The 26,981-nt window shown below is 36.6% G+C and carries 25 protein-coding genes; 9 read left to right on the forward strand and 16 right to left on the reverse strand.

Annotated features, from left to right (window positions below):
• Window positions 1-194: 194 nt before the first annotated feature.
• The 3 genes from MKY29_RS19440 to MKY29_RS19450 form a co-directional block, all read right to left on the reverse strand.
• Entirely contained in the window at window positions 195-2,552 is a 2,358-nt protein-coding gene (locus MKY29_RS19440) for a penicillin acylase family protein (protein WP_340880583.1), read from the reverse strand.
• A gap of 275 nt (window positions 2,553-2,827) precedes the next feature.
• Window positions 2,828-3,745, reverse strand: a complete 918-nt coding sequence (murB, locus tag MKY29_RS19445; protein ID WP_340880584.1) for a UDP-N-acetylmuramate dehydrogenase — start codon at window positions 3,743-3,745, stop codon at window positions 2,828-2,830.
• 78 nt (window positions 3,746-3,823) lie between these two features.
• Window positions 3,824-4,129, reverse strand: a complete 306-nt coding sequence (locus MKY29_RS19450) for a winged helix-turn-helix transcriptional regulator (protein ID WP_090566358.1) — start codon at window positions 4,127-4,129, stop codon at window positions 3,824-3,826.
• A gap of 249 nt (window positions 4,130-4,378) precedes the next feature.
• Between MKY29_RS19450 and MKY29_RS19455 the strand changes: the two genes are divergently transcribed.
• The 5 genes from MKY29_RS19455 to MKY29_RS19475 all read left to right on the forward strand — a co-directional run bounded on the left by MKY29_RS19455 (window position 4,379) and on the right by MKY29_RS19475 (window position 8,871).
• Window positions 4,379-4,903 (forward strand): YceI family protein, encoded by a 525-nt coding sequence (locus tag MKY29_RS19455; protein WP_090566355.1) that lies wholly within the window; start codon window positions 4,379-4,381, stop codon window positions 4,901-4,903.
• Between the two features lie 161 nt (window positions 4,904-5,064).
• The gene (locus tag MKY29_RS19460; protein ID WP_093495621.1) at window positions 5,065-5,346 is read left to right on the forward strand and encodes a hypothetical protein; all 282 of its coding nucleotides are present in this window, start codon (window positions 5,065-5,067) and stop codon (window positions 5,344-5,346) included.
• A 132-nt stretch (window positions 5,347-5,478) separates the two neighbouring features.
• The gene (locus MKY29_RS19465; protein WP_340880585.1) at window positions 5,479-7,200 is read left to right on the forward strand and encodes an ABC transporter ATP-binding protein; all 1,722 of its coding nucleotides are present in this window, start codon (window positions 5,479-5,481) and stop codon (window positions 7,198-7,200) included.
• Between the two features lie 265 nt (window positions 7,201-7,465).
• Window positions 7,466-8,752, forward strand: coding sequence for a helix-turn-helix domain-containing protein (locus tag MKY29_RS19470; RefSeq protein ID WP_093495623.1), 1,287 nt, complete (start codon window positions 7,466-7,468; stop codon window positions 8,750-8,752).
• On the forward strand, window positions 8,749-8,871 hold the full coding sequence (locus tag MKY29_RS19475) for a hypothetical protein (RefSeq protein ID WP_269915789.1): 123 nt from the start codon (window positions 8,749-8,751) through the stop codon (window positions 8,869-8,871). Before MKY29_RS19470 ends, MKY29_RS19475 begins: the two co-directional genes overlap by 4 nt.
• A 101-nt stretch (window positions 8,872-8,972) precedes the next feature.
• Here the strand turns inward: MKY29_RS19475 and MKY29_RS19480 are convergent, their stop codons facing one another.
• The 5 genes from MKY29_RS19480 to MKY29_RS19500 all read right to left on the reverse strand — a co-directional run bounded on the left by MKY29_RS19480 (window position 8,973) and on the right by MKY29_RS19500 (window position 15,124).
• Complete coding sequence (locus MKY29_RS19480; protein WP_090566344.1) at window positions 8,973-9,278, reverse strand: DUF4288 domain-containing protein; 306 nt, start codon at window positions 9,276-9,278, stop codon at window positions 8,973-8,975.
• A gap of 153 nt (window positions 9,279-9,431) precedes the next feature.
• On the reverse strand, window positions 9,432-11,249 hold the full coding sequence (locus MKY29_RS19485) for an ABC transporter ATP-binding protein (protein ID WP_090566341.1): 1,818 nt from the start codon (window positions 11,247-11,249) through the stop codon (window positions 9,432-9,434).
• Window positions 11,242-12,984 (reverse strand): ABC transporter ATP-binding protein, encoded by a 1,743-nt coding sequence (locus MKY29_RS19490; protein WP_340880586.1) that lies wholly within the window; start codon window positions 12,982-12,984, stop codon window positions 11,242-11,244. Before MKY29_RS19490 ends, MKY29_RS19485 begins: the two co-directional genes overlap by 8 nt.
• Window positions 12,985-12,997: 13 nt before the next feature.
• Entirely contained in the window at window positions 12,998-13,459 is a 462-nt protein-coding gene (locus tag MKY29_RS19495; RefSeq protein WP_340880587.1) for a PadR family transcriptional regulator, read from the reverse strand.
• Window positions 13,460-13,591: 132 nt separating this feature from the next.
• Entirely contained in the window at window positions 13,592-15,124 is a 1,533-nt protein-coding gene (locus MKY29_RS19500) for an FAD-dependent oxidoreductase (RefSeq protein WP_340880588.1), read from the reverse strand.
• Window positions 15,125-15,223: 99 nt separating this feature from the next.
• Here MKY29_RS19500 and MKY29_RS19505 point away from each other — a divergent pair, with 99 nt between their 5' ends.
• On the forward strand, window positions 15,224-15,580 hold the full coding sequence (locus MKY29_RS19505) for a DUF2500 domain-containing protein (protein ID WP_269915790.1): 357 nt from the start codon (window positions 15,224-15,226) through the stop codon (window positions 15,578-15,580).
• A 68-nt stretch (window positions 15,581-15,648) separates the two neighbouring features.
• On the opposite strand, the gene MKY29_RS19510 is transcribed toward MKY29_RS19505, so the two are convergent.
• The 4 genes from MKY29_RS19510 to MKY29_RS19525 all read right to left on the reverse strand — a co-directional run bounded on the left by MKY29_RS19510 (window position 15,649) and on the right by MKY29_RS19525 (window position 19,552).
• Window positions 15,649-17,046 carry an alanine/glycine:cation symporter family protein gene (locus tag MKY29_RS19510; protein ID WP_093495628.1) on the reverse strand — a complete coding sequence of 466 codons (1,398 nt, stop codon included), beginning with the start codon at window positions 17,044-17,046 and terminating at the stop codon, window positions 15,649-15,651.
• A 109-nt stretch (window positions 17,047-17,155) separates the two neighbouring features.
• The gene (locus MKY29_RS19515; RefSeq protein WP_340880589.1) at window positions 17,156-17,797 is read right to left on the reverse strand and encodes a DsbA family oxidoreductase; all 642 of its coding nucleotides are present in this window, start codon (window positions 17,795-17,797) and stop codon (window positions 17,156-17,158) included.
• A 337-nt stretch (window positions 17,798-18,134) separates the two neighbouring features.
• The gene (locus MKY29_RS19520) at window positions 18,135-19,064 is read right to left on the reverse strand and encodes a manganese-dependent inorganic pyrophosphatase (RefSeq protein ID WP_340880590.1); all 930 of its coding nucleotides are present in this window, start codon (window positions 19,062-19,064) and stop codon (window positions 18,135-18,137) included.
• A gap of 38 nt (window positions 19,065-19,102) precedes the next feature.
• Window positions 19,103-19,552: an RrF2 family transcriptional regulator gene (locus MKY29_RS19525; RefSeq protein ID WP_090566562.1), complete on the reverse strand. Its 450-nt coding sequence runs from the start codon at window positions 19,550-19,552 to the stop codon at window positions 19,103-19,105.
• 153 nt (window positions 19,553-19,705) lie between these two features.
• Here MKY29_RS19525 and hmpA point away from each other — a divergent pair, with 153 nt between their 5' ends.
• The 3 genes from hmpA to dnaN all read left to right on the forward strand — a co-directional run bounded on the left by hmpA (window position 19,706) and on the right by dnaN (window position 23,158).
• Window positions 19,706-20,893, forward strand: a complete 1,188-nt coding sequence (hmpA, locus tag MKY29_RS19530) for an NO-inducible flavohemoprotein (RefSeq protein WP_340880591.1) — start codon at window positions 19,706-19,708, stop codon at window positions 20,891-20,893.
• Window positions 20,894-21,085: 192 nt separating this feature from the next.
• Window positions 21,086-21,853, forward strand: coding sequence for a GNAT family N-acetyltransferase (locus MKY29_RS19535; RefSeq protein WP_340880592.1), 768 nt, complete (start codon window positions 21,086-21,088; stop codon window positions 21,851-21,853).
• A gap of 174 nt (window positions 21,854-22,027) precedes the next feature.
• Complete coding sequence (gene dnaN, locus MKY29_RS19540; protein ID WP_340880593.1) at window positions 22,028-23,158, forward strand: DNA polymerase III subunit beta; 1,131 nt, start codon at window positions 22,028-22,030, stop codon at window positions 23,156-23,158.
• 51 nt (window positions 23,159-23,209) lie between these two features.
• Here dnaN and MKY29_RS19545 read toward each other — a convergent pair whose 3' ends face one another.
• The 4 genes from MKY29_RS19545 to MKY29_RS19560 all read right to left on the reverse strand — a co-directional run bounded on the left by MKY29_RS19545 (window position 23,210) and on the right by MKY29_RS19560 (window position 26,916).
• Window positions 23,210-23,794: a DNA-3-methyladenine glycosylase gene (locus MKY29_RS19545; RefSeq protein ID WP_241597966.1), complete on the reverse strand. Its 585-nt coding sequence runs from the start codon at window positions 23,792-23,794 to the stop codon at window positions 23,210-23,212.
• A 1-nt stretch (window position 23,795) separates the two neighbouring features.
• Window positions 23,796-25,067: an acetyl-CoA hydrolase/transferase family protein gene (locus MKY29_RS19550; protein ID WP_340880594.1), complete on the reverse strand. Its 1,272-nt coding sequence runs from the start codon at window positions 25,065-25,067 to the stop codon at window positions 23,796-23,798.
• 26 nt (window positions 25,068-25,093) lie between these two features.
• On the reverse strand, window positions 25,094-25,621 hold the full coding sequence (locus MKY29_RS19555) for a DNA topology modulation protein (RefSeq protein WP_340880595.1): 528 nt from the start codon (window positions 25,619-25,621) through the stop codon (window positions 25,094-25,096).
• 92 nt (window positions 25,622-25,713) lie between these two features.
• The gene (locus tag MKY29_RS19560; protein ID WP_340880596.1) at window positions 25,714-26,916 is read right to left on the reverse strand and encodes an MFS transporter; all 1,203 of its coding nucleotides are present in this window, start codon (window positions 26,914-26,916) and stop codon (window positions 25,714-25,716) included.
• Between the last annotated feature and the right edge of the window lie 65 nt (window positions 26,917-26,981).

The raw sequence follows: 26,981 nt of genomic DNA on the forward strand, positions 1-26,981 counted from the left end.
TGATATTATTTCTTGTTTACTTGCTTTCACCTATCTTTTACTTGCTCTCCTTTGTTTTGTACTTGCTTTCATGAGGAATTTACTTGTGCTCCAGACTCCTTTACTTGCTTTAAATTGCCACTTACTTGCTAAAGGGATTATATTTCCAATTAATAAAACAGCCGAAGACAAATATGTCTTCGGCTGCCTTATTTTTAGTTTGCTTTTAATAATAATTCATATCCTTCTTCCACATTACCGTCTATTACAGTAGTATGGTAGTTTCCTTCTGCCCAATCATCTACTTGGCTATGATACCACTCAGATTTCATGTGACCGCTTTGCCCTGGTCCAACGATATGATAACCCTCATTTAAATTAGCCAAATCTGCAACAAATCGCCAAGACGCTCCATGATCCACTTTTCCGTCTTCCCCGAATCCAGCTGCTTGAACAGTTATATTGGATCCTCCGATAGGTACTGGAGTTGGATTTAACAGATAAGCTAAAATTGGAGAAGCCCCTCCTAGAGGATGATCAAACGTTAGCTGATGGTAATCGCCCCACTTCCATTTCTTTTCGTTAGATCCAAACTCCTCGGATATTTCTTCGGTTGCTTCTACAAATGATTCATATACCCATTTGTCTACACCACCGTATGATTCTAACCAAGCACTTTGCTCATTATTATAGCCTTTTCGTAATAATTGATCTGAAATATTACCTTTACCAGGTAACATCGAATATACATCTTCAGGCATTTCTTCCTCTAGCAGAGTCTGAGGTAGTTCCTTCATCCATTTATGAAATACAAGCGGACCTGCTTGGTCTTTATCATCAACTTGATCCCATTGCTTCAACAAGGAGAGGATTTCTTTATATTCACCCTTGGCATCTAGTTTTTCAACCGACCCAAGCATTTGTGTTAAGAACTCTTTAGCATATAAATTCGTTTGATCCATCTGTAAATTCATCATATCTTCTTTTGTTATATCTGATTTACTTTCAAGTACTTCGGCAATTCGTTCATATCGATACGATTGAGCCCAAAAATTAGTAATATGATATGGATAGGAATCATCCACGACTTCATTGTTTGCTGTTGCTATAAAGCCTTCTTCTGGGTTCACGACAATTGGAAGTTCATCATAAGGAACAAAGCCCTCCCAGTCATAATCAGCTGAGTCTCCAGGTACAGGCAATTGGCCATCTCCTGTCTTTCTTAAAGGTATCTTACCATTCGCTTTATATGCAATCGTTCCATCTTTAGCTGCAAACACAAAGTTTTGTGCTGGTGCATGGAAGTCTTCCAAGGCTATTTCAAACTCTTCCCAGCTAGACGATTTGTTCATTTTCAATATTGCCTGTAATTCAAGTGTAGGTTCTAATGCGGTCCACTGCATAGAAAACAATGCAGAAGCCTTCTCGTCTTTAAATAAGACATCAGAAATAATAGGACCATGTCGTGTCACTACTACTTCAAAGGGCAAATCATCCTGTCCCTTTACTTTAATAGGTGAATTACGAACCTCGGCCTGCTCCCATTCCCCTTCATATAAGAATTGTGTACGGTCATTAGGATTAGGCGTTTCAATGTAAAGATCCTGTACATCCGGTCCTACATTCGTTACACCCCATGCAACCTCTTCGTTATGACCAAGAATAATGCCGGGTATACCAGCAAATATAACGCCACTCACATTTTGTTCAGGCGATTTTAGATGCATTTGGTACCAAATGGATGGTGTACTTAATCCTAAATGCGGGTCGTCTGCCAGTAATGGAAGCCCACTCGCTGTCTTTTCCCCGCTTACTACCCAGTTATTACTACCATTAAATTCGTTCGGTAAAACGGAAGAATCAAAGTAACCACTTACATTTACTGGTTTACTAATATTCGCCTCAATAATAGATTGGGCATTTTCAGGATATGTTATAAAAAGCTCCTTCGCCTTTTCTTCATCTAATTCGCTTAAAGCCCAATGTCTGATTGCAAGTGTTGACCAGTTTCCACCCAAGTCATACGCCATATATTTCCCAATCGCCAGGGAGTCAGTTGGAGTCCACTCTTCTGGCTCATACCCTAGTAATTTGAATTCATAGCTTAATTTATTTTCTTCTTTTGCGAATTCAATGAAATCATTGACTCCTTCTGCATACCATTTCAATACTTCCTTTGCTTCCTCACTATATCCATCATAAGATTTCTCAGCAGCATCACGTAAGCTGAAGGTTAAGAAAAACTTATCTGTATCAACCGCGGACTCCCCTACAACTTCTGCAAGACGACCACTAGCTTGTCTTCTAGCCAAATCCATTTGAAAAAGTCTATCTTGTGCTTGCACAAACCCTTGCGCTCGGTAAAGGTCAGCATCTGATTGTGCAGTAATATGTGGAACCCCGTTAGTGTCTCGCACGACTTTTACATCCGAGTCCAGTACATCCATCGCAAGTTCCCCTTCAATAATTGCCTTCGTGCTAGACAAATACATATTCAACCCAATAACCACAATAACTCCTAATACAACAATAATACCTAAAATCCAGGCAGTAATTTTCCACCCTTTTCTCATAAGCCAAGCCCCCTTAGTTATCCTTTACATTATTCGACATTTTTAGAAAATTCCCTTCCAAGAACAAGCGAAATCGCAGGATAATGTATCTATACCATAATGCATAAGTATCATTCTTAAATAGCAGTGGATCGCTCTTGTTTACATAAGCAATATTCTCGTATAAAAACCATATCACTCTCGTATGACATTAAGGATTCACACTTGGACCAGACATGTTGAATTTAAACAAAAAAAGACCCATGAATAATTATATTCATGGGTCTAGGCTTGTATTAATCTATATTTTCCCCAACAATTTTCACTTCTAACTCTAACTCGATGCCAAAGTTTTCTTTTACTGTTTCTTTCACCATTTCAATCGTACTAATATAATCAGTTGCAGTAGCATTATTTTTGTTTACGATAAAGCCTGCATGCTTCGTGGAAACCTCTGCTCCCCCAAAACCTTTACCCTGCAAGCCACTGTCTTGAATGAGCTTTCCTGCGAAATATCCTGGGGGTCTTTTGAATACACTACCAGCAGAAGGGTATTCTAAAGGCTGTTTTGATTCACGTTGAAAAGTAAGATCTGCTATTTTTTCATCGATCTCTTCCTTATGCCCTTTTTCCAATAAAAACTCAGTCGATAATACATAATAGCCCTTTTTTGTAATTATACTTTTCCGATAACCTAGCTCTAATTGCTCTTTTGAAAGAACAAGCTTTTCTCCAGCCGGAGTTAGCACTGTACACTGAACAATTACATCTTGGATTTCTCCGCCATAAGCTCCAGCATTCATAGCCATGGCTCCGCCAATAGAGCCAGGAATACCACAAGCAAATTCTAAGCCTGTTAGGGATTCCTGTGCCGCTGCCCTTGACACATCAATAATATCGGCACCACTCTCGGCAATCACACGGTTTCCATCAATTATAATTTTATTTAAATTTTCTAATCGTAGCACAATTCCTCGAACTCCACCATCACGAACAACCATATTTGACCCGTTTCCAAGTAGTAATAACGGTATATCGTGCTCATGTGCATATTGAACAACAAAGGCCGCCTCGTCTTGAGTAGTAGGCGTTACAAATAAATCTGCCTTACCACCCATTTTAGTTACTGTGTGCAAATTCAATGCTTCATCTATTTTTATATTTTCTGGATTTAGTTTTTCGTTTAAGCTTTGAAACCATATTTGTTTATTCAAAAGAGACAATCCTTTCTACATTAGCCTGTTACCCTTACATAGTATGCATTTTCACTCATAATATATCAAGCGAAAATACTATAACCATTCTTTAGACCAAGTCTCAATTCCGCCAACTACTTCTTTTAGCGCAAGACCTTTCTCCGTCAAGTTATATTCTACCCGTATAGGTACTTCTGAAAAGACAGTTCTTTGAACTATTCCCTCTTTTTCAAGTTCCTTTAAACGTTCCGATAACAACCGTCCACTTATAGGAAGTGACGACTCAATTTCATTAAATCGTTTTGCTCCATCCATTAGTTGATGCACGATGAGGGCAGTCCATCTTTTTCCTAGCAACTCCATTGCCTTTGACAACCTTGGACATAATAACGTTTCTTTCATCTGATTCACCTCTATTGCTTCCTATTATAGTCTTTTTAGCTCCATTTGTAAAATTAAAGTAATTTAATTACTTGACGTAACCAATGTATTAATTTATATTTAGTTACATAAAGTAACTTAATATTTATCCCTTAAACAAATAGGTAAAGGAAGTTATAGTCCCATAATATTGTTTCGAAATAAAAACTCTTGATTTCAAAACAATATTGTTTTATACTAAAAAAAACGAATCTTAGGAGGAAATTAACAATGACAAAATTCAATCTTGACGCTGCACATTCTACAATCGACTTTTCAGTAAAACACATGATGGTTTCAAAAGTAAAAGGATCTTTCACTAATTTTACAGCAGACTTAGATGGGAATGCGGAAGATTTAACTGGCGCTACAATTAGCTTTGACATTGATGTAAAATCTATCAACTCAAATAATGGAGATCGTGATAACCACTTACTATCTGGAGATTTCTTTGACGCAGATACTTACCCAAGCATCAAATTTATAGCAACTGATATTAAGAAAACAGATGATGGTGAGTATGACGTAACTGGTGACCTTACAATTAAAGACGTTACAAAAACAGTAACATTTGATGTTGAATATGGTGGTAAAGGTACTAATCCATGGGGCCAAGAAGTAGTAGCTTTCTCTGCTGATACAAAAGTTAACCGTAAAGAATTTGGTTTAACTTGGAACCAAGCATTAGAAACTGGTGGAGTTCTAGTTGGCGAAGATATCAAAATCACTGTTGAACTTGAACTAAACCCAGCTTAATAGACTAAATTACAAGAGGCTATCCTAAGCTTTAGGATAGCCTCTTTGAATGATAGATGGCATTTAACTACTCTAAGATTATTCAGAGTAGTTTTTTTAATTTTGAAACTTTTATTTTAGATTTTCGTATATACTTATATAAAAGCTTTGGAGGGATATAAATGGAAGAACTTATAGGATTGGTTGCCATTGTTATGGTGTTTTCAATACCGCTTACTGCAATTTGGACAACACATCTACGAAAATCGCAAAAAGTGAAATCATCAATTATAAAAGATGAAATTGAACTAGAAAAACTCAAATATAATAACTTTTTACTAGAAACTGAAAAAATGCGCATCGATCTCCAGCAGAAACAAACAAACTTACTAGGAAGCTCAGATCCACTTATTTTAGATTTACAAAAAAGTTCAAAAACGGAGACAAACACTATATCTTCGTAATACAATCGTGCTGATTTCATTCTGCACGATTGTTTTTTATCAATAAAACTTCACTTCAATTCTTCTCAGTCGCAACTTTACGTGTCCATCGATTACACTATAGGTATCTACTAAACGAAATAGGAGCCTACTATGCAAACATCTACCAAAGGTTTTTTCCAATTACTTAAAAGTCTAAAATGGCCAGTAAAGATAACAATTATAGCGGTTGTTCTATCCCTATTAAGCACAGTTATTGGATTAATCGTACCTCTTGTAACAAAAGATTTAGTTGATACGTTATCAACTACTGCTTTTAATTGGAAAATGATTGGCGTATTACTGGTCGTATTCCTCTTGCAGGCGATTTCCGGTGGATTCTCTTTTTATTTATTATCCTATATTGGAGAATTTATCGTTGCGGACCTTCGTACGAAACTATGGAGCAAAGTACTTCATCTACCTGTTCCCTACTATGATCAAAATGAAAGCGGTGAAACGATGAGTCGTATTACACAGGATACGACAACGTTGAAATCACTTATTACAGATCATTTAGTAAATTTCGTGTCTGGAATTATTACAATTATCGGTTCAGTTATTATCTTATTTTTTATTGATTGGAAAATGACGCTGATTATGCTAATTAGTGTGCCCCTGAGCATGGCAATCATGATGCCACTCGGTACAATGATGCATAAAGTTTCAAAAGCTACTCAAAAAGAAATGGCTTCGTTTTCCGGACTTTTAGGACGAGTGCTATCTGAAATACGGTTAGTCAAATCTTACCGAGCTGAGAAAACGGAAACTATTAGTGGGAGCGAAGCCATTCAAAATCTGTATAAATTTGGCTTGAAAGAAGCAAAAATACAAGCGTTCATCTCCCCTTTTATGACGCTCATTATGATGGCAATTCTAGTCGTCATTTTAGGCTATGGAGGTTTACAAGTATCTAAAGGGGTCCTATCTGCTGGAGATCTCGTTGCGATTATCTTTTACTTAGTGAATATTATTGTTCCTTTTGCACAGATGGCAACATTTTTCACCTCTTTCCAAAAAGCAGTTGGAGCAACGGAACGTATCCAGGAAATATTCTATATGGATAGTGAAGCAGTAGAACTAGAAGCTAAACAGCCATTAGAGGATGGTATAGTGGCTTTCGAAGACGTTCACTTTTCGTATGGCCCTGATAAAAAAGTGATTGATGGTATTTCTTTTGAAGCAAGACTTGGTACTGTCACAGCATTTGTCGGTCCAAGTGGTGGTGGTAAAACGACGATTTTTTCATTGCTTGAGAGGTTTTACGAGCCTGATTCAGGGAAAATTATGTTCAATCAAAAACCAATTACTGATCTCTCTTTACGCTCTTGGCGTTCTAAAATGGGCTACGTTTCACAAGAAAGTCCTTTAATGAGCGGCACAATTTTATCGAATATGACTTATGGCATGGCAGAAACCCCTCCAATGGATAACATTATCCAAGCAGCTAAAGCAGCTAACGCAGTCGATTTCATAGAGGAATTGCCGGACAAATACGATACACTCGTAGGAGAACGTGGTATCAAACTTTCAGGTGGACAACGCCAACGTATCGCAATTGCTCGTGCTCTCTTACATGATCCCAAAATATTATTATTAGACGAAGCAACTTCCAACTTAGATAGTGGCTCAGAAGCTTCCGTACAAGAGGCATTAGAACGTCTCATGAAAGGGCGAACTACATTAATCATTGCACATAGACTAGCAACAATTGTTCATGCCGACCAAATATTCTTCCTAGAACAAGGGAAAATCTCAGGAAGTGGCTCACACGAAGAGCTTCTTGCCAAACACGACCTATATAAAGAATTTACACATGGGCAAGGACTATCTTGAATTAGAAACTCCAATGAGCACAGTCATTAGACTTGGCACATTGGAGTTTCTAAATATCTTAGTCAATTATGTAAAGAACTGTTCTTTTCCATATTAAATAATTCATCTGTGAAAGTAGCTTGTAAAAAATGTCGATTTTCAGTAGTTTTTAAAAACTACTTTCATAATGTGTGCTTTCTATGGTTTTATAACTATAATATGGTATATTAGTAATATAATTGGATTTGTTTTCCTTTTCTTTGGCTTAGAAGGGGGTGTAGGTTAGATGAACCTAGGACAATTGATCAAGTTAGAGCGGCAGAGACAGAATATAAAGCAAGAGGCATTGGCTATTGGTATTTGTGTCCCCTCTTATTTGAGTAGAATTGAAAACGGATTAGTCATTCCAAGTGAAGACATAAAGCATCATATTCTGATGAGATTGAATATTTCGTTAGACTCGTTGAATGGTAATCGAAATGAAAAGAAAATTGTTCAGTTTAAAATACGGTTCAAGCAGATTCTAAATTCACGAGACAAAAAGCTTGCTAAAGAGCTTCTTTCCGAAATTCATCTTTATATTGAGGAACATCCATTAGATGAAGAACGACTAACGTTACTTTTATTAGAAGCTCGCCTAATGGTTATGCTGCCTGAGGTATTGGATATGAAAAATAATATCCACATTTTGAAAGAATTCAAAAAAGAAATGACAATTGAACAGTTATTTTACCTCTACACGATTCAAGGTATCACTGCCTATCAAGATAATCAGTTTAGCCAAGCATCTCAAATTTTTAAGGAAGTCTTTCAGTTGATCAAAGGATTTCGAATGGACGACTGGGAGATGGCAGAACTATATTACATATCTGGGTTATCACTTTTATCTGAATCCCGCTACATTCTAGCTATTGATTATGTAAAGGAAGCAATTTCATATTTCAATCAAGAGATTTTAATAGAACGATCGATTGAGTGTTTAATAATCCTAGGGATTGCACAAAAGAATACAGGACTCTTAAAGGAAGCTCTCGCTACTTTTGAAAGAGCTAGAGATATCAATTCAAAAATAGAATCCTCTGAGTTTAATGGCATGATTGAACATAATTTAGGTTCCTGTTACTCGCTACAAAAAGATTCTCATCAAGCATTGCAGCACTTTTTTTATAGTTTAGATGCAAAACATTTCCCTGATGATAAAGTTGTGACTATTTTATCTATTTTGAAGGAATATCACAAAAATGGTGATTTACAGAATGCATTAGTATGGCTACAAAAGGGGCTAGAGATATCCGAGCACCTATCCAATAGCAAGAAGGATCTTTATACAAACCACTTCTCCGTATATGGAGCGATATTACTGGAGAAACAAGAGATTATCGCTATTTTTAAGAAAGCTTTGGATTATTTCGGTGGCAAGCAGGACTATAAAAATTGTATGATTTATTGCCACGTTTTAGCTAAGCGATTAGCTGAAACTAAACAATATAAACAAGCTTCAATTTACTATGATTTAGGTTTTCATTTTCATTTGAAGCAATCAAAAGTATCTAGTTGGGAGGAATTGTCATGAAGAAAATTGTATTTGGAGTTCTACTTTGTTTCGTTCTATTCACACTACCGGTTTTGAGTTCAAATCATCTTGCAGAAGACGACAAGCCAAAAATCACTTCTGTTGGCGATTTTATCTAACCAAAACGTATCGAAAAACAGATTTAGGAAACATAAAAACGAGTCCTCTTCAGTAGATGGACTCGTTTTTAATTATTAAATTGAACTGTCTCCATGATCTCTTATTCAACCGTCACTTCTTCATCCAGTATAATATGTTGACTATATACCTCTACAAACTCCAAGGATTCTTCAATATTATCCACTAGTTCAAATACATCAAGAATCATTGCGAGCTTTATCGTCGTGTCTTCACCAAAGATGTTTTTATAGGTGACATCTTTATAGTGAGCCTTGACTAGTCGATCAACATCCTCTAATTTTACAGCCCGAATAATATTAATAGTCTCTTCATATATTTTGTTTGACATAGTATCAGTTGAAGAAATATGTTCGAACAATAGTTTAACAGAAAAAATTTTATACATTGTGCTCACCTCTTACTTATAACTGTATTATGTGAGCACATGGAATGCTATATATTTCATGTGTGAAAGTATAACCTGAATAACGTACTTAAAACACGTTTTTTGTTCTTACTTTCATAGATGCAAATAATCTCAAACTTTATTTATGTTAGTTCAAATATTAAACTGACTTTCATATAGTTCATAATAGAATCCTCGTTTATTTAGAAGTTCTTTATGCGTTCCAGCTTCAATTAGTTCACCGTGATGAATGACTAGAATTTTGTCCGCATTTTCTATTGTTTTTAAGCGATGGGCTATGACAAAACTAGTACGGCCTTCCGAAAGTCTATTTAGTCCTTGCTGTATATCTATCTCCGTTTTCGTATCAATGCTTGAAGTTGCTTCATCTAAGATTAATATATCTGAATCAGCTAAAATAGCACGAGCAATCGCTAATAATTGTCGCTGTCCCTGGCTTAAATTAGACCCATTTCCAGTAACCTGCGTGTCATACTTATCAGGTAAATGCTTGATAAACCTATGAGCAGATGCAAGTTTAGCAGCTTCTACTACCTCTTCATCGTTTGCCTCGAGTCTGCCGTAGCGAATATTTTCTAAAATAGAACCTGAAAATAGAAAGGTATCTTGTAAAACAATACCAATTTTTTCACGAAGCTTACTTATTTGATACTCCCGAATTGATATCCCATCAATTTCAATCTCCCCAGAGTCAATCTCATAAAACCGCATGAGCAAATTAATGATTGTTGTTTTCCCGGATCCTGTTGGACCTACTAAGGCAATCTTTTCTCCTACTTTTGTCTCGAAGCTAATATTCTTTAAGATAGGTTTTCCAGTCTCATATGAAAAGTGAACATTAGAAAATTTAACGTCCCCTTTTAAAGTATCTATTGTAATTATGCTCTCCTGATCTTGAAGGTCGGGAGTCTCATCCATTATTTCAAATACTCGCTCTGCTCCTGCTATAGCAGACTGAAAGGTATTCAATAAAGTTGAAAGCTGATTAATTGGTCTAAAGAATTGTCTTGAATAATTTACAAAAGCTGCAATTATACCGACTGTTGCCAATTCTTGTAGAGTCATCACAGCTCCAATTCCAATAATTAATGCAAGACCTAAATTGTTGATAAAGTTGTTGATAGGCCCTAGAAATCCGGATACAGTATCAGCTGCGGTTGCCGAGTGCCGTAGTCTTTCATTGACAAGTGAGAATTTGTTGAAATTCTTTTCTTCTTGCCCAAAAAGTGTAATTACTTCATTTCCTGAAATGGCTTCTTCTATAAAACCATTTAGCTCACCTAAATCACGTTGTCTTTTGATGAAGTTGCTACTACTATACGTAATAATTTTTTTCGTCGTGAAAATAACTAATGGTACTACTAACAGTGACACTATTGCTAACACCCAGTTAAGCAGAAACATCGCTATCGTCACACCTGTCACCATCATTACAGTAGAAATAATTTGAATTACACTTTGACTTAATGCGTTATTCAAGCTTTCAATATCGTTCGTAACTCGACTCATAAGATCTCCATGAGTACGTTTATCGAAAAACCGCAAAGACAGAGTTTGAAACTTTTCATATAAATCTTGTCGTAATGACCTAATCGTTTTCAAGGATACTCGAACCATTAAAAAATTCTGTAGCCAAGTAAACGCAGCAGCAGCTGTATACACAATTGCTAGTATTACTAAGAAGCGTATTGTTCCTTCCATATCCTTAGGAATTATATACTCATCAATGGTTACACCAATCATATAAGGAACTAACAAGTTTAATAGAGTAGATATTATTACTAATATAATCGAAAATACAATAGCAATTTTTTGTTTCTCCATATATCGCCAGATTCGTTTTATCGTACCTTTTTTATCTTTTGCTTTCTCTACTGGTCCACCAAATCCTCTTGGGCCTCTTGCACGCCCTATTGCACTAGAAGAAGGTTTAGCTGAAGCCTTACTCATAGGAAAGGACCCCCTTTCCACTTTGTGTTGCATAAATACTTTGGTAAACCTCACTCGCTACAAGCAGCTCTTCATGGGTACCACTTGCTACGATCATTCCATCCTCCATTACAAGAATTCGATCGGCATTTATAATAGAAGAGACTTTGGATGATACGATGAATACAGTTGTATCCGATAAATACTGTCCAAGCGCTTGCTGTACCTGAACTTCAGATATTGCATCTATAGCTGAAGTTGAATCATCTAAAACTAATATTTTGGGTTGACGTATGAATGCACGACTCATGGATAATCGTTGTTTTTGTCCTCCTGACAAATTGGTTGCTCCTTGCATAAGCTCATGTGCAAATTGGTCTTCTAATTTTTCTATAAACTCACTTGCCGCTGCTGAGTTTGTCGCTTTTTCCATATCTTCTAAGGTAGCTTCTTCTTTTCCAAAGCGTATATTCTCTGCTATTGACCCTGCAAATAACTTTGCATTCTGCGGTACAAACCCAATTGACTCTCGTAAATTCTCAATAGTATACTCTTTTATATTTATCCCGTTGATTAATACCTCTCCTAAATCTGGGTCATACAATCGAGGAAGAAGTTTAATGAGCGTTGACTTCCCGCTCCCTGTTTGTCCTATAATTCCAATAGTTTCGCCACTATTCACATGAAAGGAAATATCCTTTAATACATATTCTCCGTTTTTACTATAGCTAAAATAGACCGATTTAAACTCTACTTCGCCTTTGATATTATTATCCGATACAGGAGTTGTAGGATCAGTTATATCAATTTTTGTTTCCAAAACTTGTTGAATTCGAACAGCAGATGTGAACGACCTCGTAATTTGCATTAATACATGACTACTAGATACCAGCCCGTTCATAATAATCGTTAAATAGTTGGTGAACGCCAAAATAACTCCGACCTCTAACGTTCCCTCATTTACTTTTATAGCACCCATCCACATCCCAATTACTACACCAATATTAACGATAAATAGCATAACGGGCATTAGTGTAAGAATCACCTGTTCTGCCGACATATTGCGTTTCGTTAACTCTTCATTTACACGTTTAAATGCTTTTATCTCATAATCTTGTCGATTGAATGCTTTAATCACACGTATACCCGCAAACGTTTCTTGAAGCTTCGTATTCACTTTGTCTATAGCTTTTTGTACTCTTGCAAATAATTTTCCTGTTTTATAAGAGAAAAAGTAGATTAACACAATTAGTATGGGAATAACAACCAATAGTACAGGGAATAGCTCTCTAGCGGTAAACCAAACAATCGCAACTGCTCCTATAAATAATAGCGGTCCTCTTACAAAAACACGAAGTGTCATCATAAGTGCTTGTTGGACAGCAGTTATGTCATTCGTCACAATCGTTATTAATTTTCCCACACCAATATTGTCCATATTTTTACTTGAAAACTTCTCAGTCATTTTGAAAACATCTCTTCGAATATCAGCCGCAAAATTTACTGCTGCTCTAGTACTATATATAGTACAACCTACTCCACCTATCAGCCCAATTACTGCAGCTACAAGCATTAAAATACCAAGTTTTACTACATAAGCTGTGTCATCATTAGCAATACCATCATCAATAATATGTTGCATGATTGTCGGGGATAATAAATCCATGACCACTTCAATACACATAAAAATTGGTGCTAAAATAGCAAAAAGCATATATGGTTTAACATAAGGAAGTAATTCCCTAAAGGATTTCATATTATCTCACTCCCTAATAGTTCTCTGTCTGTAATCTCTCTGTTATTTCTTTCATAAATGCAATAAGTTTTGGCGAATTCTCGGGAGTGTTTCGGCTTTTCTTTATCGCTTTTCTAAGCTCCGCCTCCCACAAATCGATAATCTCCTTTAAACGAATAGCTTCTTCAGAGTTTTGCCAGCTCCACCGATCCTCCCAGTTGCTCCAAAATGCACCTTCTTTACTTTTTGCAAACTCCTGCAATCGAATTTTTCCCTTTTCTTGAATGCAATAAGTCTTTTTATCGGAGGAAGGTTCGAGTTCTATCATTTCCTTCTCCAACAATTCTTGAAGTGCCGGGTATACTGTTCCCGCACTGGCAGAATAATGTTCCCCCGACCTAATTTCTAATTCCTTCATTATTTGATATCCATGCATCGGTGCTTCCTCCAATAGATGCAAGATGGCCATTTGAATAAATCCTCTACGTTTTTTCATGTAAAACAACTCCTTATATATCGATAATATTAATCGATATATCGATTAATAACAATAGTAAAAGAGTTACCCAATATAATTTAGGTAACTCCCCTGTGATCAGACTAATGGAATCATATCTTCCAATTACTATTAATCGACGTATTCAACTTTTTCTAATGGTTCAAATGCAGGTCCTTCTAGTACGTCCCCTTTATAACTAAATCTTGAACCATGACATGGGCAATCCCATGAACTTTCCGCATTATTAAAGGAAACATTACAGCCCATATGTGTACAAGCAGGTTTAACAAGGTATACTTTTCCCTGATCGTCTTTATAAGCCCCTACCTTTTTACCATCCATCATTATTATATCTCCACTACCGGATTGTATATCCTCTAGCTTTAAATCTACCAACTCTGTTTTCCCTTTAACTAGTTCCTTTGCAACGCTTGCATTCGTCTTAGCAAAGCTTGTTATATCTTCTTTTTTCAGTTTAGAACGGGAGGGATTATAAAGTTCTATATATCGGTTATCCCTTTCCAGCACAAGATCACTCATGATGCTTGCGGCAACTATACTGTTGGTCATCCCCCATTTTGCATATCCTGTTGCAACTAATACATCTGACTTTCCTGCAGTCATCTCACCAACATATGGCAGTTGATCTAAAGTGACTAAATCCTGAGCAGACCAGCGATAATCATAATTTTTCACTTTAAACTGTTCTCGTCCAAAAGCTGCGAGGTTTTCATAATTTTCATTAGTATCGCCTTCGAATCGACCTGTTACATGACCTTCTCCACCAATCATCAAATACCTTTTTCCATCATTACCTAGTGCAGTTCGTACTGATCTAGTGGGCTTCTCCACATTTATATACATTCCCTTTGGATAATTAGACGGTGCGATAGAAGCCAGAGCATAGGAACGTTCTGAGTGCATTCGTGCAAAGTATAATCCATCTCCATCATTAAAAGGGAAATGACTACATACTAATACTTTGTTAGCACGTATAAGTTGGCCTTCCATCAATTCTACTGTATTCGATTTTATAGTTTTAGCGCGAGACTCCTCAAAAAATTGCACACCATTCTCTATTGCTTTATCCATTAATGCCTTTGCATATTTTATTGGATGGAATTGACCTTGGTCTTCTAACTTAAGCGCTTGCTTCACCGTATAAGGTAGTCCCGTATCCTTCGTCAAGGTTGCACCTTCTATGCCAAGAGTGTTGTATGCCTCCATTTCCTTTTCCACTTTTTCTATACCAACCTCGGTATCTGCATAAATATAGGCAGACATTGTTTCATAGTCGCAGTGTATGCCTAGTTGTTCGATTGTCTGTTTGATAAATTCTTTAGCTTCTGTATTTGCATCATAGTATAACCGTGCCTTCTCTTCTCCAAAGGTAGTAATTAGTTGCTGATAGATAGGGCCATGCTGCGCAGTCACCTTGGCAGTTGTGAATCCTGTAGTTCCTACCAATATTCGACTCCCCTCTACTACTATCACCTTTCGACCGCTACTACTCAGCAAATAAGCTGCGGTTATTCCAGTTAGTCCAGCACCGACAATAACAATATCCGTTTCGATATTATCATTTATTTTAGGGAATAGTGGAAAGTCATTAGTTGCTCTCCAGTAGGATTTAGATTCCTTAGGTAAAATTTGATCTGACAATTGTATTTCCTCCTTTTTCTACAGTGTCTATCTATTGTTGAAACTTTATTCAATATTTTGCGTATAACAGAAAAACAGTTTTTAGTAAGGGGTATGTACATGGATAATTTTGGTTTATTTTTTGCTGGTGGTATACCTATATTTGTTGGTGCTATATTTTTATTAGTATTTGGAATTATTATTTTCACGATTATTAAAAGTCTCTCCCAGTGGAATAAAAACAATAACTCGCCTAAGTTATCTGTACCCGCTCAAGTAGTAACTAAACGCTCAAAAACGAGTGGTGGTGCAGGAGATAGCTCAGCTTCCACGTTCTACTATGTTACTTTTCAATTTGATAGTGGCGATCGTTTAGAATTGCATCTTAGTGGCTCAGATTATGGGATGCTTGCAGAGGATGATCTTGGTGTATTAACCTTCCAAGGTACTAGATATCATTCTTTTGAAAGAAAATAAAAACGTGCATGCTCAATTTGAGCTGCACGTTTTTTGTGAGTGACTTGTATTTGTAATTGCGCTTCAAATCACCGATCCTCTTCACCCCAGCACTCCGTGTTCTTTAGACCAGGAATTGTTTTTGCATAAAACACCGGATTTTCTCCTTTTTTTCGTTGCTTCGTGTAATCATTGAGCACATGGAATGCTGTTTTGCCAAGGAGCAGTATCACAGCAATATTCAGCATCGCCATTAGTCCCATGAATAGATCTGCTAAGTTCCAAACTAGTTGTACATGTGCAAGAGATCCGAACATGACCATTGCTAACACTAGCACGCGGTAACCAGTCATCCACCCCTTATGTGTATTGATAAATTCAATATTCGTCTCACCGTAATAATAATTCCCTATTATAGAACTGAAAGCAAAGAAGATAATAGCTATCGCTACGAAATATGGTGCCCAGCTTCCAACATGTTCTGCCAACGAATTTTGCGTTAACACAATTCCATCACTTTCTCCTGTCTTATAGAGACCTGCCAGAATAATAATGAATGCAGTTGCCGAACATATGATAATCGTATCAAAAAATACTCCAAGACTTTGTACTAAGCCCTGTTTTGCTGGATGAGATATACTTGCCGTAGCTGCCGCATTTGGCACACTACCCATCCCAGCCTCATTGGAGAATAACCCACGACGTACACCTTGCATGATTGCCGCACCCAAAGTGCCTCCTACTGCTTCTCGAAGACCAAACGCCTCCGTAAAGATCAAACTAAGTACTGTAGGTATTTCTGAGAAATTAGTCACCACAACGTATATGGCAACTATTAAGTAAAATATAGCCATTACTGGCACGATGATTTGAGTCACCTTAACAATTCTATGTACACCACCAAAAATAATTGTTGCCGTTAGCAACACTAACAAAATCCCTATTACATACGGAGGAATACTAAATACTTCTCCTACGGAAGCTGATATCGTATTAGACTGAACCGCATTAAATATAAAACCAAAGCACAGTGTTAATAAAATACTAAATATAATAGCTAATTTACGAGTACCTAATGCTTTCTCCATATAATACGCCGGTCCACCTCTAAAGGTATCTCCGTCCTTCACCTTATAAACTTGTGCAAGTGTACTTTCGATAAAAGCAGTTGCCATACCGATTACGGCAATTACCCACATCCAAAAAACAGCCCCTGGGCCACCAACACCAATTGCAAGTGCTACACCAGTAATATTCCCAGTTCCAACACGTGAAGCTGTACTAATTGTAAAAGCTTGAAAAGGTGAAACTCCACCCTTCTCTTCTTTCTTTTCGACAATCAATCGAAACATCTCTCCAAACATACGAAATTGTACAAATTTCGTTCCAATGGTAAAGTAAAGTCCCGCTATGATTAACAAGGCGATCAGTATATTACTCCATAGAACATTATTAACTGAGTCCACCATACTTCCAATCCATTCCATAGTTTCTCCTCCAATTTTTTGTTAACTTTTTTTCTATACCCTTTTTTCCATAAGAAAAACCAATAGTGGATTCCCCTATTGGTTGAATTGGGCATCATTTTATTTTAGCCTACAATCCTTCTTCTTCCGCAACTTTTTGTAAAGCACCAACGAATGTTTCTGTTGGTTGAGCTCCTGAAATGGCATATTTGTCGTTTATAACAAAGAAAGGTACTCCCCGGACACCGATTTGCCCTGCTTTAGCAATGTCTATACGTACATCTGCTAAGTATTCCTTAGAGTTTAAGACTTTTTCTGCTTCTTCTCTTGATAGATCAAGCGATTCTATCAAATCAAGCAGTACATTATTATTTCCAATTTCTTTCCCCTCGATAAAGTATGCATGTAGCAATAACTCATTTGCTTCTCTTGCTTTACCTTGTGCAGATGCCCATTTTACTAATCGATGTGCATCTAAAGTATTGGCAGGCTTCATTGCTTCAAAATTATAATCTAGTCCTACAGTTTTTGCTTGCTCTACTACTCCAGCCGTCATCGTTTTCGCAGCTTCCACAGTAGAACCATATTTTTCTGCAAGCACTTCATACATAGTTCTATCTGTTTGTTTTGGTGTATTTGGATCTAATTCAAAGCTTTTAAATTCTACCTGGGCTTGTGAAGTAAAACCAGCTTGTTCTAAAGCTTCCTCTAATCTTCTTTTACCAATATAACAAAAAGGACATACAAAATCGGACCAAACTTCAATTTTCATTTTCATCATCACCTCTTCTATATTGTAATAGGATTAAATCTTGAATTCAAAATTACTGCTTGTTCGTCTAGATGGTTCGTCTTTAAATGTGAAAAAAACACAATCTATTGATTGACAGAGGCACATTCATATTGGATAAATATTCCTTTTGGCAAGTAAACCCCCTTCTTGAGCAAGTAAATAGCCATCCAGCGCAAGTAACGTGGGAGGAAAGCAAGTAATTTCATCCTGAGCGCAAGTAAACGACATGTCAAAGCAAGTAAATGCTTTTAGAAATTAGCACATGTCCGCACTCTGCAGAGAAAAAACGATGCAATTTGCATCGTTTTAGTATTTCTTAGTCAGCTAATGCTTCTGTTAAGGCAGGTACTACTTGTTTTTTACGAGACACAACACCTTTTAGAAGTGCAGTATTGTTTTCAAACTTCACATTGAATGCTGCTTCAGCTTTTAATGCTAATTTCCCTAATGCTAGTGCTACAGAGTCATTATTTAGAATATCTGTTACGACAAAGAAGAATAGATCCAATTCTTTTTCTTGGATTTCACGAGTGATTAGTTCCTCTAGTTCTGCTTGACGACTCATCACATCGTTGACATCAACCGCGTTCACTTGAGCGATGACTACCTTCGATTCACCCATACCAAACTCTTTTGCATCTAGTGTAAGTAGGTCCTCTAAGCTCTTATCGCTTAAATCTGCTCCTGCTTTTAACATTGCAAGTCCATACTTTTCTACATCCACTCCAGCAATTCCCTCTAGCTCTCTTGCAGCTACTATATCTTCCTCTGTGCAAGTAGGCGATTTAAAAAGTAATGTATCTGAAACAATAGCAGATAGCATTAATCCTGCTATATTTGCAGGTACCTCTATGCTTTTTTCCTTATAGATTTTGTTTATAATAGTCGCTGTACAACCTACTGGCTCTGCACGGTAATATAGTGGATCGGCTGTTTCAAAGTTTGCAATACGGTGATGATCGATTACTTCTGTTACTTGAACCTCTTCGATACCATCTGCACTTTGTTGTTTTTCATTGTGATCGACTAAAATAACTTTTTTTGCTTCTGTAGAGACGTTTTCTATTAATCTTGGTGCTTCAAAACCAAATTTTTCTAATGCGAAGACTGTTTCATTATTTAAATCGCCTAAACGCACTGCCTCCGCTTCTACACCAATCTGATTTTTTAAATGCGCATAAACGATAGCAGATGTAATTGTGTCTGTATCAGGGTTTTTATGTCCAAAAACGAGTACTTTTTCCATGAATAATCCTCCTAAAATCTATTTCCGACTATATTTTATCATACATCCTTAGCGTCATCGAAAAGTAATTCGGCTAATTTATGCTTTTGGTGCAGAAAGTCTGCCAATGTATATCCATCTAGTACTTGTAGATAGGCATTCAGCGCTATACGGAGTGCTGCTCGTAATCCACAAACTGATGTAATAGCACAACTATTCGTTTGACAATCAAAGCATTCCACAAGATGAAAGTCGTCTTCAGTATGTCTTACAACTTGTCCTATATTTATAACTTCTGGTTCCATTGCTAAACGGATACCGCCGCCTCTTCCTCTAACTGTATCTATATAGCCAAGTTTCCCAAGCTCATGGGTCACTTTCATCAGATGGTTTTTTGATATACCATATGCCTCCGATATAGCTTTAATTGTGGAAAGTTTATTTTTTTCCTGTGCTCCAAGGTATATTAACACGCGTAGTGAGAAATCTGTATACATAGTCATTCTCATATTGCCACCGCCATTCTTCCATTATTATAACGATTTTGACAAGATTGTGGTATAAATGTGTCTGATTTATTAAAGATGTATTTTATATATTGCTTTTAAGATTTTACAGGAGTATATTGTGTTTGTAATCAAATGAAAAGGACGTGTGTATATATGTTATCTCAAAAAACAATCGATATCGTAAAATCTACAGCACCTGTTTTAGAAGTACACGGTGTAGCTATTACCACTGCTTTTTACAAAAATATGTTCGAGGCTCATCCAGAACTATTAAATATATTTAATCACGCCAACCAAGCAAAAGGTCGTCAACAAACTGCTCTAGCGAACACAGTTTATGCTGCTGCTGTTCACATTGATAATCTTGCAGCAATCATTCCGGTAGTAAAACAAATTGGTCAAAAACATGTTAGTTTAGGTATTAAACCAGAACATTATCCAATTGTTGGAGAACATTTACTTGGAGCTATTAAAGAAGTACTCGGTGATGCAGCAACAGATGATATTATTAATGCTTGGGCAGAAGCATATGGGGTCATTGCGGATGCATTTATCGGCATTGAGGAAGAAATGTATACTGCTACTGAGTCTAAACAAGGTGGTTGGAGATTCTTCAAGGACTTTGTTATTGCTGACAAAGTAAAAGAAAGCGATAATATCACTTCTTTCTATTTGAAACCTGCAGATGGTTCTATATTACCATCTTATGAACCCGGACAATTTATCACGATCCGTGTAAGTATTCCAGGAGAAAAGTATTTGATGAATAGACAATATAGTTTATCAAAAGCAACGGACAGTGAATCTTTCCGTATTTCTGTTAAAAAAGAGGATGAAAATAATCCGGAGGGTAAAGTATCTGTCCACCTTCATAATAATGTAAATATTGGAGACAAAGTAGAACTTACTGCTCCAGCAGGAGATTTCATTTTGGATCCATTAAAAACAACACCAGTAACATTCGTAAGTGGTGGTGTTGGAATCACACCGATGATGAGTATGTTCGAGACGATTGCGAAAAACAATCCGAGTCGTTCTGTATCCTTTATCTATAGTGCCCGTAATGAAAACTTACATCCATTTGATAAGGATATTCGCTCTTTGATGGAAAACATGGATGATGCAAAATATGTTGCGCTTTACTCTGAAAGTGGCGATGGCTTTATCACGAAAGATGTTCTAAAAGATCATGCTATTGTAAACGGCGATGTTTATGTATGTGGTCCAGCAGGATTTATGGAAGCTATGATCAATCACTTATTAGAGCTAGGAGTTCCAAATGATAATATTCATTTCGAATTCTTCGGACCGGCAATGCAATTAGAATTAGTAAAAGCTTAATAATTCCATGTTAAAGTGTTACTTCTATACGAAGTAACACTTTTTCAATATAGGAACAATTTTACTAATAGATAGATTTAAAGTTATGTTTACTTATCAACAATAATGTTATAATTAGGATATAATTCATACTTAAGTAGAAATGAGTGAACATGCCTAATGCCCAAAAACTCCGAGAGCAAATACATACCGTTGGCTAACTTTTTTAAACAATCCACTAACAAAGAAATTACATTAACATACACTGAAATCGAAGCAATTATTGGACATGTTCTTCCAAACGCTGCGTATTTAAGTAGTAGTTGGTGGAAAAAAACTAAGCCACCTGCGCTCCATTATTTTGCATGGACAGATTCCGGATATTCCGTAAAAAGCGTTGATCTTGGAAAAGCAGTTCATTTTCACAGTGTTTTGCATGAGACGGATGAACGGACATCTGATGATAAGGACACTCAGGACATTTTGATTATTCGCGAGGCAGATTTAGAAGATGCTCGTCCTTTTATTAATTTACAGGAAACTATATTTGCAGAAACAGATTTTATGTTATTCGGAAAATCTGATCGTCAATTAACGGTTCAAAGTATCCGTAAAAGCATGAATACATGGAAAACTTCACCGAACTCTATTCTACTTTTAGCTATTATGAACGGACAATACGCAGGCTACGTACAGTTTATAGGTGGCCCAGCTCCACGTGCTGTACATCGAGCATCTGTGGTTATTGGGGTCAAACAAGCCTTTTCTAAGAAAGGAATTGCTTCTTCTCTAATGCTGCAAGGTGAAAAATGGGCAAAAGAATCTGGCATTTCAAAGCTAGAACTTACTGTTATTAAAGAAAATATCAATGCCCAAAAGCTCTATAAAAAGCTTGGTTTTGAATTAGAGGGTACACGAAAAAACGCATTAATCATTCATGATCAATTTGTAGATGAATACTATATGGGAAAACAAATTTAAAATCGTTTTAAGATATTTCTAAAGAGGCTTCCAAAAATTTAATTTTGGAAGTCTATTAATTTGGATAAAGTTAAAATTGTATGCACTTGAAATCCAGTATGTTTTGCCTATCTTTTCCTGTGAAAAGGAATTTGTAGCATTACGTCGAATTGTTAAATAGATGGGGTGAATATATTGGAGTTTAAAATAAATAAGGTTTGTTTTACCAAAGCAATTTCAGATGTTAGTAAAGTGGTATCAATGAAGGCACTTTTACCAGTGTTATCAGGTATTAAGATAGTCGTTAATAGTGATCATTTAATCCTAAGTGGAAGTAATTCTGAAATAGCTATAGAAAGAGTTATTCCATTAACATTGAATAACAATATAGTATTAGATGTTATTGAAACAGGTAGCGTTGTGTTATCATCAAAACATTTAAGTGAGATCGTAAAAAAGTTACCCGGTGACATTCATATTAAAATGTTGGAGAAACAATTGGTAACTATACAATCGGAAGAAATCACAATACATTTAAATGGTTTCAGTTCAGAAGAATACCCTACTCTTCCAGACATCGATTTATCAAAACACATTAGCATACCGAGCAATAAACTGTTAGAAATTATAGAACAAACTATGTTTGCTGTTTCTAAAAATATGTCGAGACCAGTATTGACAGGTATCAATATTACATTATCCTCAAACGAAATTTCATTTATCGCTACTAACTCACAACGTCTAGCTTCAAGAAAATATTCATTAGTATCAGACTTTGAAGAATCCTTTACTATCTCTGAAAAAAGTTTGCGTGAGCTTTCTAAGTTAATTAAAAATGAAATTCATCTGATTACTATTTATTTTTCGGGAAAGTATATTGTATTTAAATCTGATGATCTAACACTTTTTTCAAACCTTATCGAAGGTAGTTATCCGAACACATCGAGATTGTTCCCAAAAGATGCTAAAACGATTATTACTTTAAACACAAAACAGTTTTTACAGGGTATCGATAGAGCGTGTCTTTTTGCAAATGAATGGAGAAACAACAACGTGCATCTAGAAATAGAAAATAAAACTAAGATTAAAATTTCATCATACTTCTCTGAGATAGGTTTAATAGAAGAAACACAGCCTATTAAAGAAATCACCGGCGAGACAAATTTAAAGATTTCACTTGATGCAAGCTTTTTAATGGACGCTTTAACAGCTATCAAAGAAGAAGAAATAAAAATGAGTTTTAGTGGTTCAATGGGTCCTATTTTAATCGAACCAATCAACAATCCTTCCTATATCCAACTAATTTCACAAGTCCGCGCAAACTAATATTTCTCATAATAAAAACCAGAGGCGACCTATTTTTCAGGCCATCTCTGGTTATCTTGATTTCGATACGAATGGATTATCTGTTTCCCAGAATCTATATGGATAATGGACGGCCTCTCCACTGTTTTGAATACCTATTCTTGGACCAGTAGATACAGACGCTACGCGTTCCCCTTCCGCCATATACAAAGGCTTTTCTGTCCAATGTGAACCATAGTGTTCCATGGATATACCCATAGCTTTTGTTAATTTCCCTGGTCCGCTCGTCCACTGTTTCATCGGAAGATCGTTACGAAATTCCTTCATCAAATCTAATCCTTCCACAGGTTCTACTGCTCGAATTAATATCGCATTAGGGATGTCAGTAGGTGCCGAGACAACATTGATGAGCGTATGCGTATGCATTTGATATGTATATATCAAACCTGGCTCACCAAACATAACCTCCGTCCGCTTTGTTCTCCTATTTCCAAAACTATGTGCCGCTCGGTCATCTGGTCCCATATATGCTTCAGTTTCTACAATCTTACCAATGAGCACCCCTCTCGGATGCTCATGAACAATATATTTACCTAATAATTGCCGTGCAAGTTCCAGAGTTGGTTGTTGAAAAAAAGTTACTTCAATTGGTTTCATATTAAATAAAACCCTTTTTTTTCGCTTCAAATGTTAACTCTTCTCTAAACTTAGGATGCGCAATGGAGATAAGTTGTTTGGCACGTTCCGAAATTGGTTTTCCAAACATTTTAGCTACCCCGTACTCTGTAACAATCATGTCTACATCATTTTTGGTAGTCGTGATAACTGAGCCTGGAGTAAGACTTAGTTTTATACGAGAGATTTCATCGTTCTTGGCTGTAGAAGTCATACATACAAAGCCTTTTCCTTCTTTAGCAAAGCGAACTCCACGAGCGAAGTCTGCTTGTCCTCCGGTAGAGGAATAGTAATTTCCTGCTACCGTTTCAGATGCACATTGTCCAAATAAGTCGACCTCCGTCGTCGCATTAATCGAAACAATACGCTCCTCCTTAGCAATTTCTCGAGGATCATTCACAATACTTACAGGTAAAAACTCCACGGCAGGATTGTTGTCTAAGAAGTCATACATTTTCTTTGATCCATGGGCAAATGTAGCAATAATTTTACCTTTATTCGTAAACTTTTGTGTTCCGTCAATGGCACCTGCCTTTACTAAATCTACAATTCCATCAACAAACATCTCTGTATGAATACCTAAATGACGATGATTTTTTAAAAGACTTACTACTGCGTTTGGAATAGATCCAATACCTATTTGTAGTGTATCTCCATTTTTAATCGTCTCCGTCACATACTCAGCAATTTTTATATCCTTCTCGCCAATAGGAACTGCAACATCCTCAAACAACGGACGATCATTTTCCACATATCCAGCTATTTGGCTAATGTGAATTTGATTTTGACCAAAAGTGCGAGGCATATGTTTGTTCACTTCTAATATAAACGGGACTGTACCGATAAACTCACTTACGATATCCGCCTGTGTTCCTAAGGAAAAGTAACCAAATTCGTCCATTGGCGAAGCTACAGCCATAATCATCGACAGGTTTGTAGAGCTTCTTATTATACGAGGCATTTCATGAAAATTATTTGGCACTAAGTCTACTAAGCCTTGGTGGAACTGTTTTCTCGTCGCCCCACTTAAAAAGTAAGAGACATGGTGTAGCTTTTCAGGAAAGGTGCCATTCATATACTGTCTGGATTGTAAGGCAAGCAATTGATGTATTTTTACATTAGTTAGTTGATGTGCTTGGTCCTCTAAAAAATCCAACAATTTATGAGGTTCGCCATTCGTTAGCGGAAGAATAATGTCTGCATTATGAGGAATTAGATCGATTACTTGTTGTGCTGTTAGCTGTTTGTTATTCATGATGTTCTTCTCCTATGGTGTTCGTTTTAGTTAACAATTGGCGCGGTCATTAGAAATCCTTCAACTTCTTTAGGATTTCGCAAAACGCATATATCTGTATTTTTTACTTTTTTTAATATGTCGAGTGTATGTGGACGTACATCCTTCGGAAAACGCCATACCCATTTTGCAAATTCTATGTCCATTTTTTCTTTACAGCCTGGTGCCATATCCGGGCGTGTTTTGCCGCGGTAGATCCATGCTCTTTTGAAAACTCTATACGTGCATAATACCCTAGAGAAATCCAAAAAGACAATTAAATCTGCATAGGATGCTCGCAACTCTAATGTCGAGTCAAAATTGCCATCTATGATCCACTTATCTTTTTTAAGTTCTGCTTGTATTTTTTCACGAAATTCCGGCTTTGGTGTAGGCACCCATCCTTCATTCCAAAAAAGTGCATCTAAATGGATTAAAGGCAAATCCCATTTTTCAGACAGTAGTTTGGATAATGTAGATTTACCTGCACCGCTTGAACCGATGATGAGTATACGTTTATGTTTTAACTGAAACATCCTCTACCCCCTTTGTTGGCCTTCTTCATTTTACTATGTTTTTCTCTGCTGGCAAAACAAAAACCTGCTCCCATAGGAACAGGTTTTTGCATTTATTCTAATTCTACTTGTTTTGTTTCTGTACCTAGGAACAGTACTGCTAATACACCGATAACTATTGCAATACAGAAGATAGTAAAGATATAGCCAATTTCATAGCCCCTCATTACAAGAGTTCCAACCAGCAACGGTCCTAAAATTCCCCCTATACGTCCAACAGATGCGGCCATACCAGAACCGGTTGCACGAATGACAGTTGGATATTGCTCTGGAGAGTATGCGTATAGTGCTCCCCAAGCACCAAGGTTAAAGAATGATAAAAGTATTCCCGAAACTATTAGTAACGTAGTTGTCTCTGCTGAGCCAAAGACGAAAGCACTTGCCGCAGTACCCAATAAATAAGTAACTAGTACAAATTTGCGTCCTGCCTTCTCGATTAACCAAGCTGCAGAGAAATAACCTGGTAATTGAGCAATGGTCATGATCAATACGTATTCAAAGCTTTTAATGAGAGTGAATCCTTTAATGACCATTACACTTGGAAGCCATAAGAACATTCCATAATAGGAGAACACGACCGTAAACCATACAATCCATAACATTAACGTTCGCTTCGCATATTTCTTTGTCCAAACTTCACTCATGTTTTGCATAATACTTCTAGATTCCGATTTTTTCTCCGTATATTTAGGAGAATCAGGTAATTTTAAACGTAAATAAATTGTATAAAAAGCAGGCAATGCAGTGATTAGTAAAGCAATTCTCCAGCCGTAATCAGGAATAATAAAATAAGCAATTATTGCAGAAATAATCCATCCAGCCGCCCAAAAGCTTTCTAATAAAACAACTACTCTACCACGTTCTTTTGCCTCCACACTTTCAGATACTAATGTTGAAGCTACTGGAAGTTCTCCTCCAAGTCCCATTCCAACAAAGAATCTTAAAATTAGGAATGCAGCTAATGTTGTCGTTAGAGCGGACAGTCCACTTGCGATAGAGAACATCAGTAGAGTGATCATAAATATTTTTTTTCGGCCTACTTTATCTGCAAAAACTCCAAATACGAGAGCCCCTACTGCCATCCCTATAGAGTTGACACTTCCGATCCACCCCATTTGTTCCGGAGATAAATTCCAATCTACCGCTAAAGCTGCAATTACAAATGATAGAATTCCAACATCCATTGCATCGAACATCCATGCAAGCCCTGCTATTCCTAGTAGTTTATTTTTCGATATCTTTTTTTGTTCTTTCATAGCCGTGTATTTCTCCCCTGTCTTTACACCTGTAAAGTTTTTAGTTTACTTGTTTAGTATACGCT

Source organism: Psychrobacillus sp. FSL K6-2365 (assembly GCF_038003165.1).
GTDB lineage: Bacteria > Bacillota > Bacilli > Bacillales_A > Planococcaceae > Psychrobacillus > Psychrobacillus psychrodurans.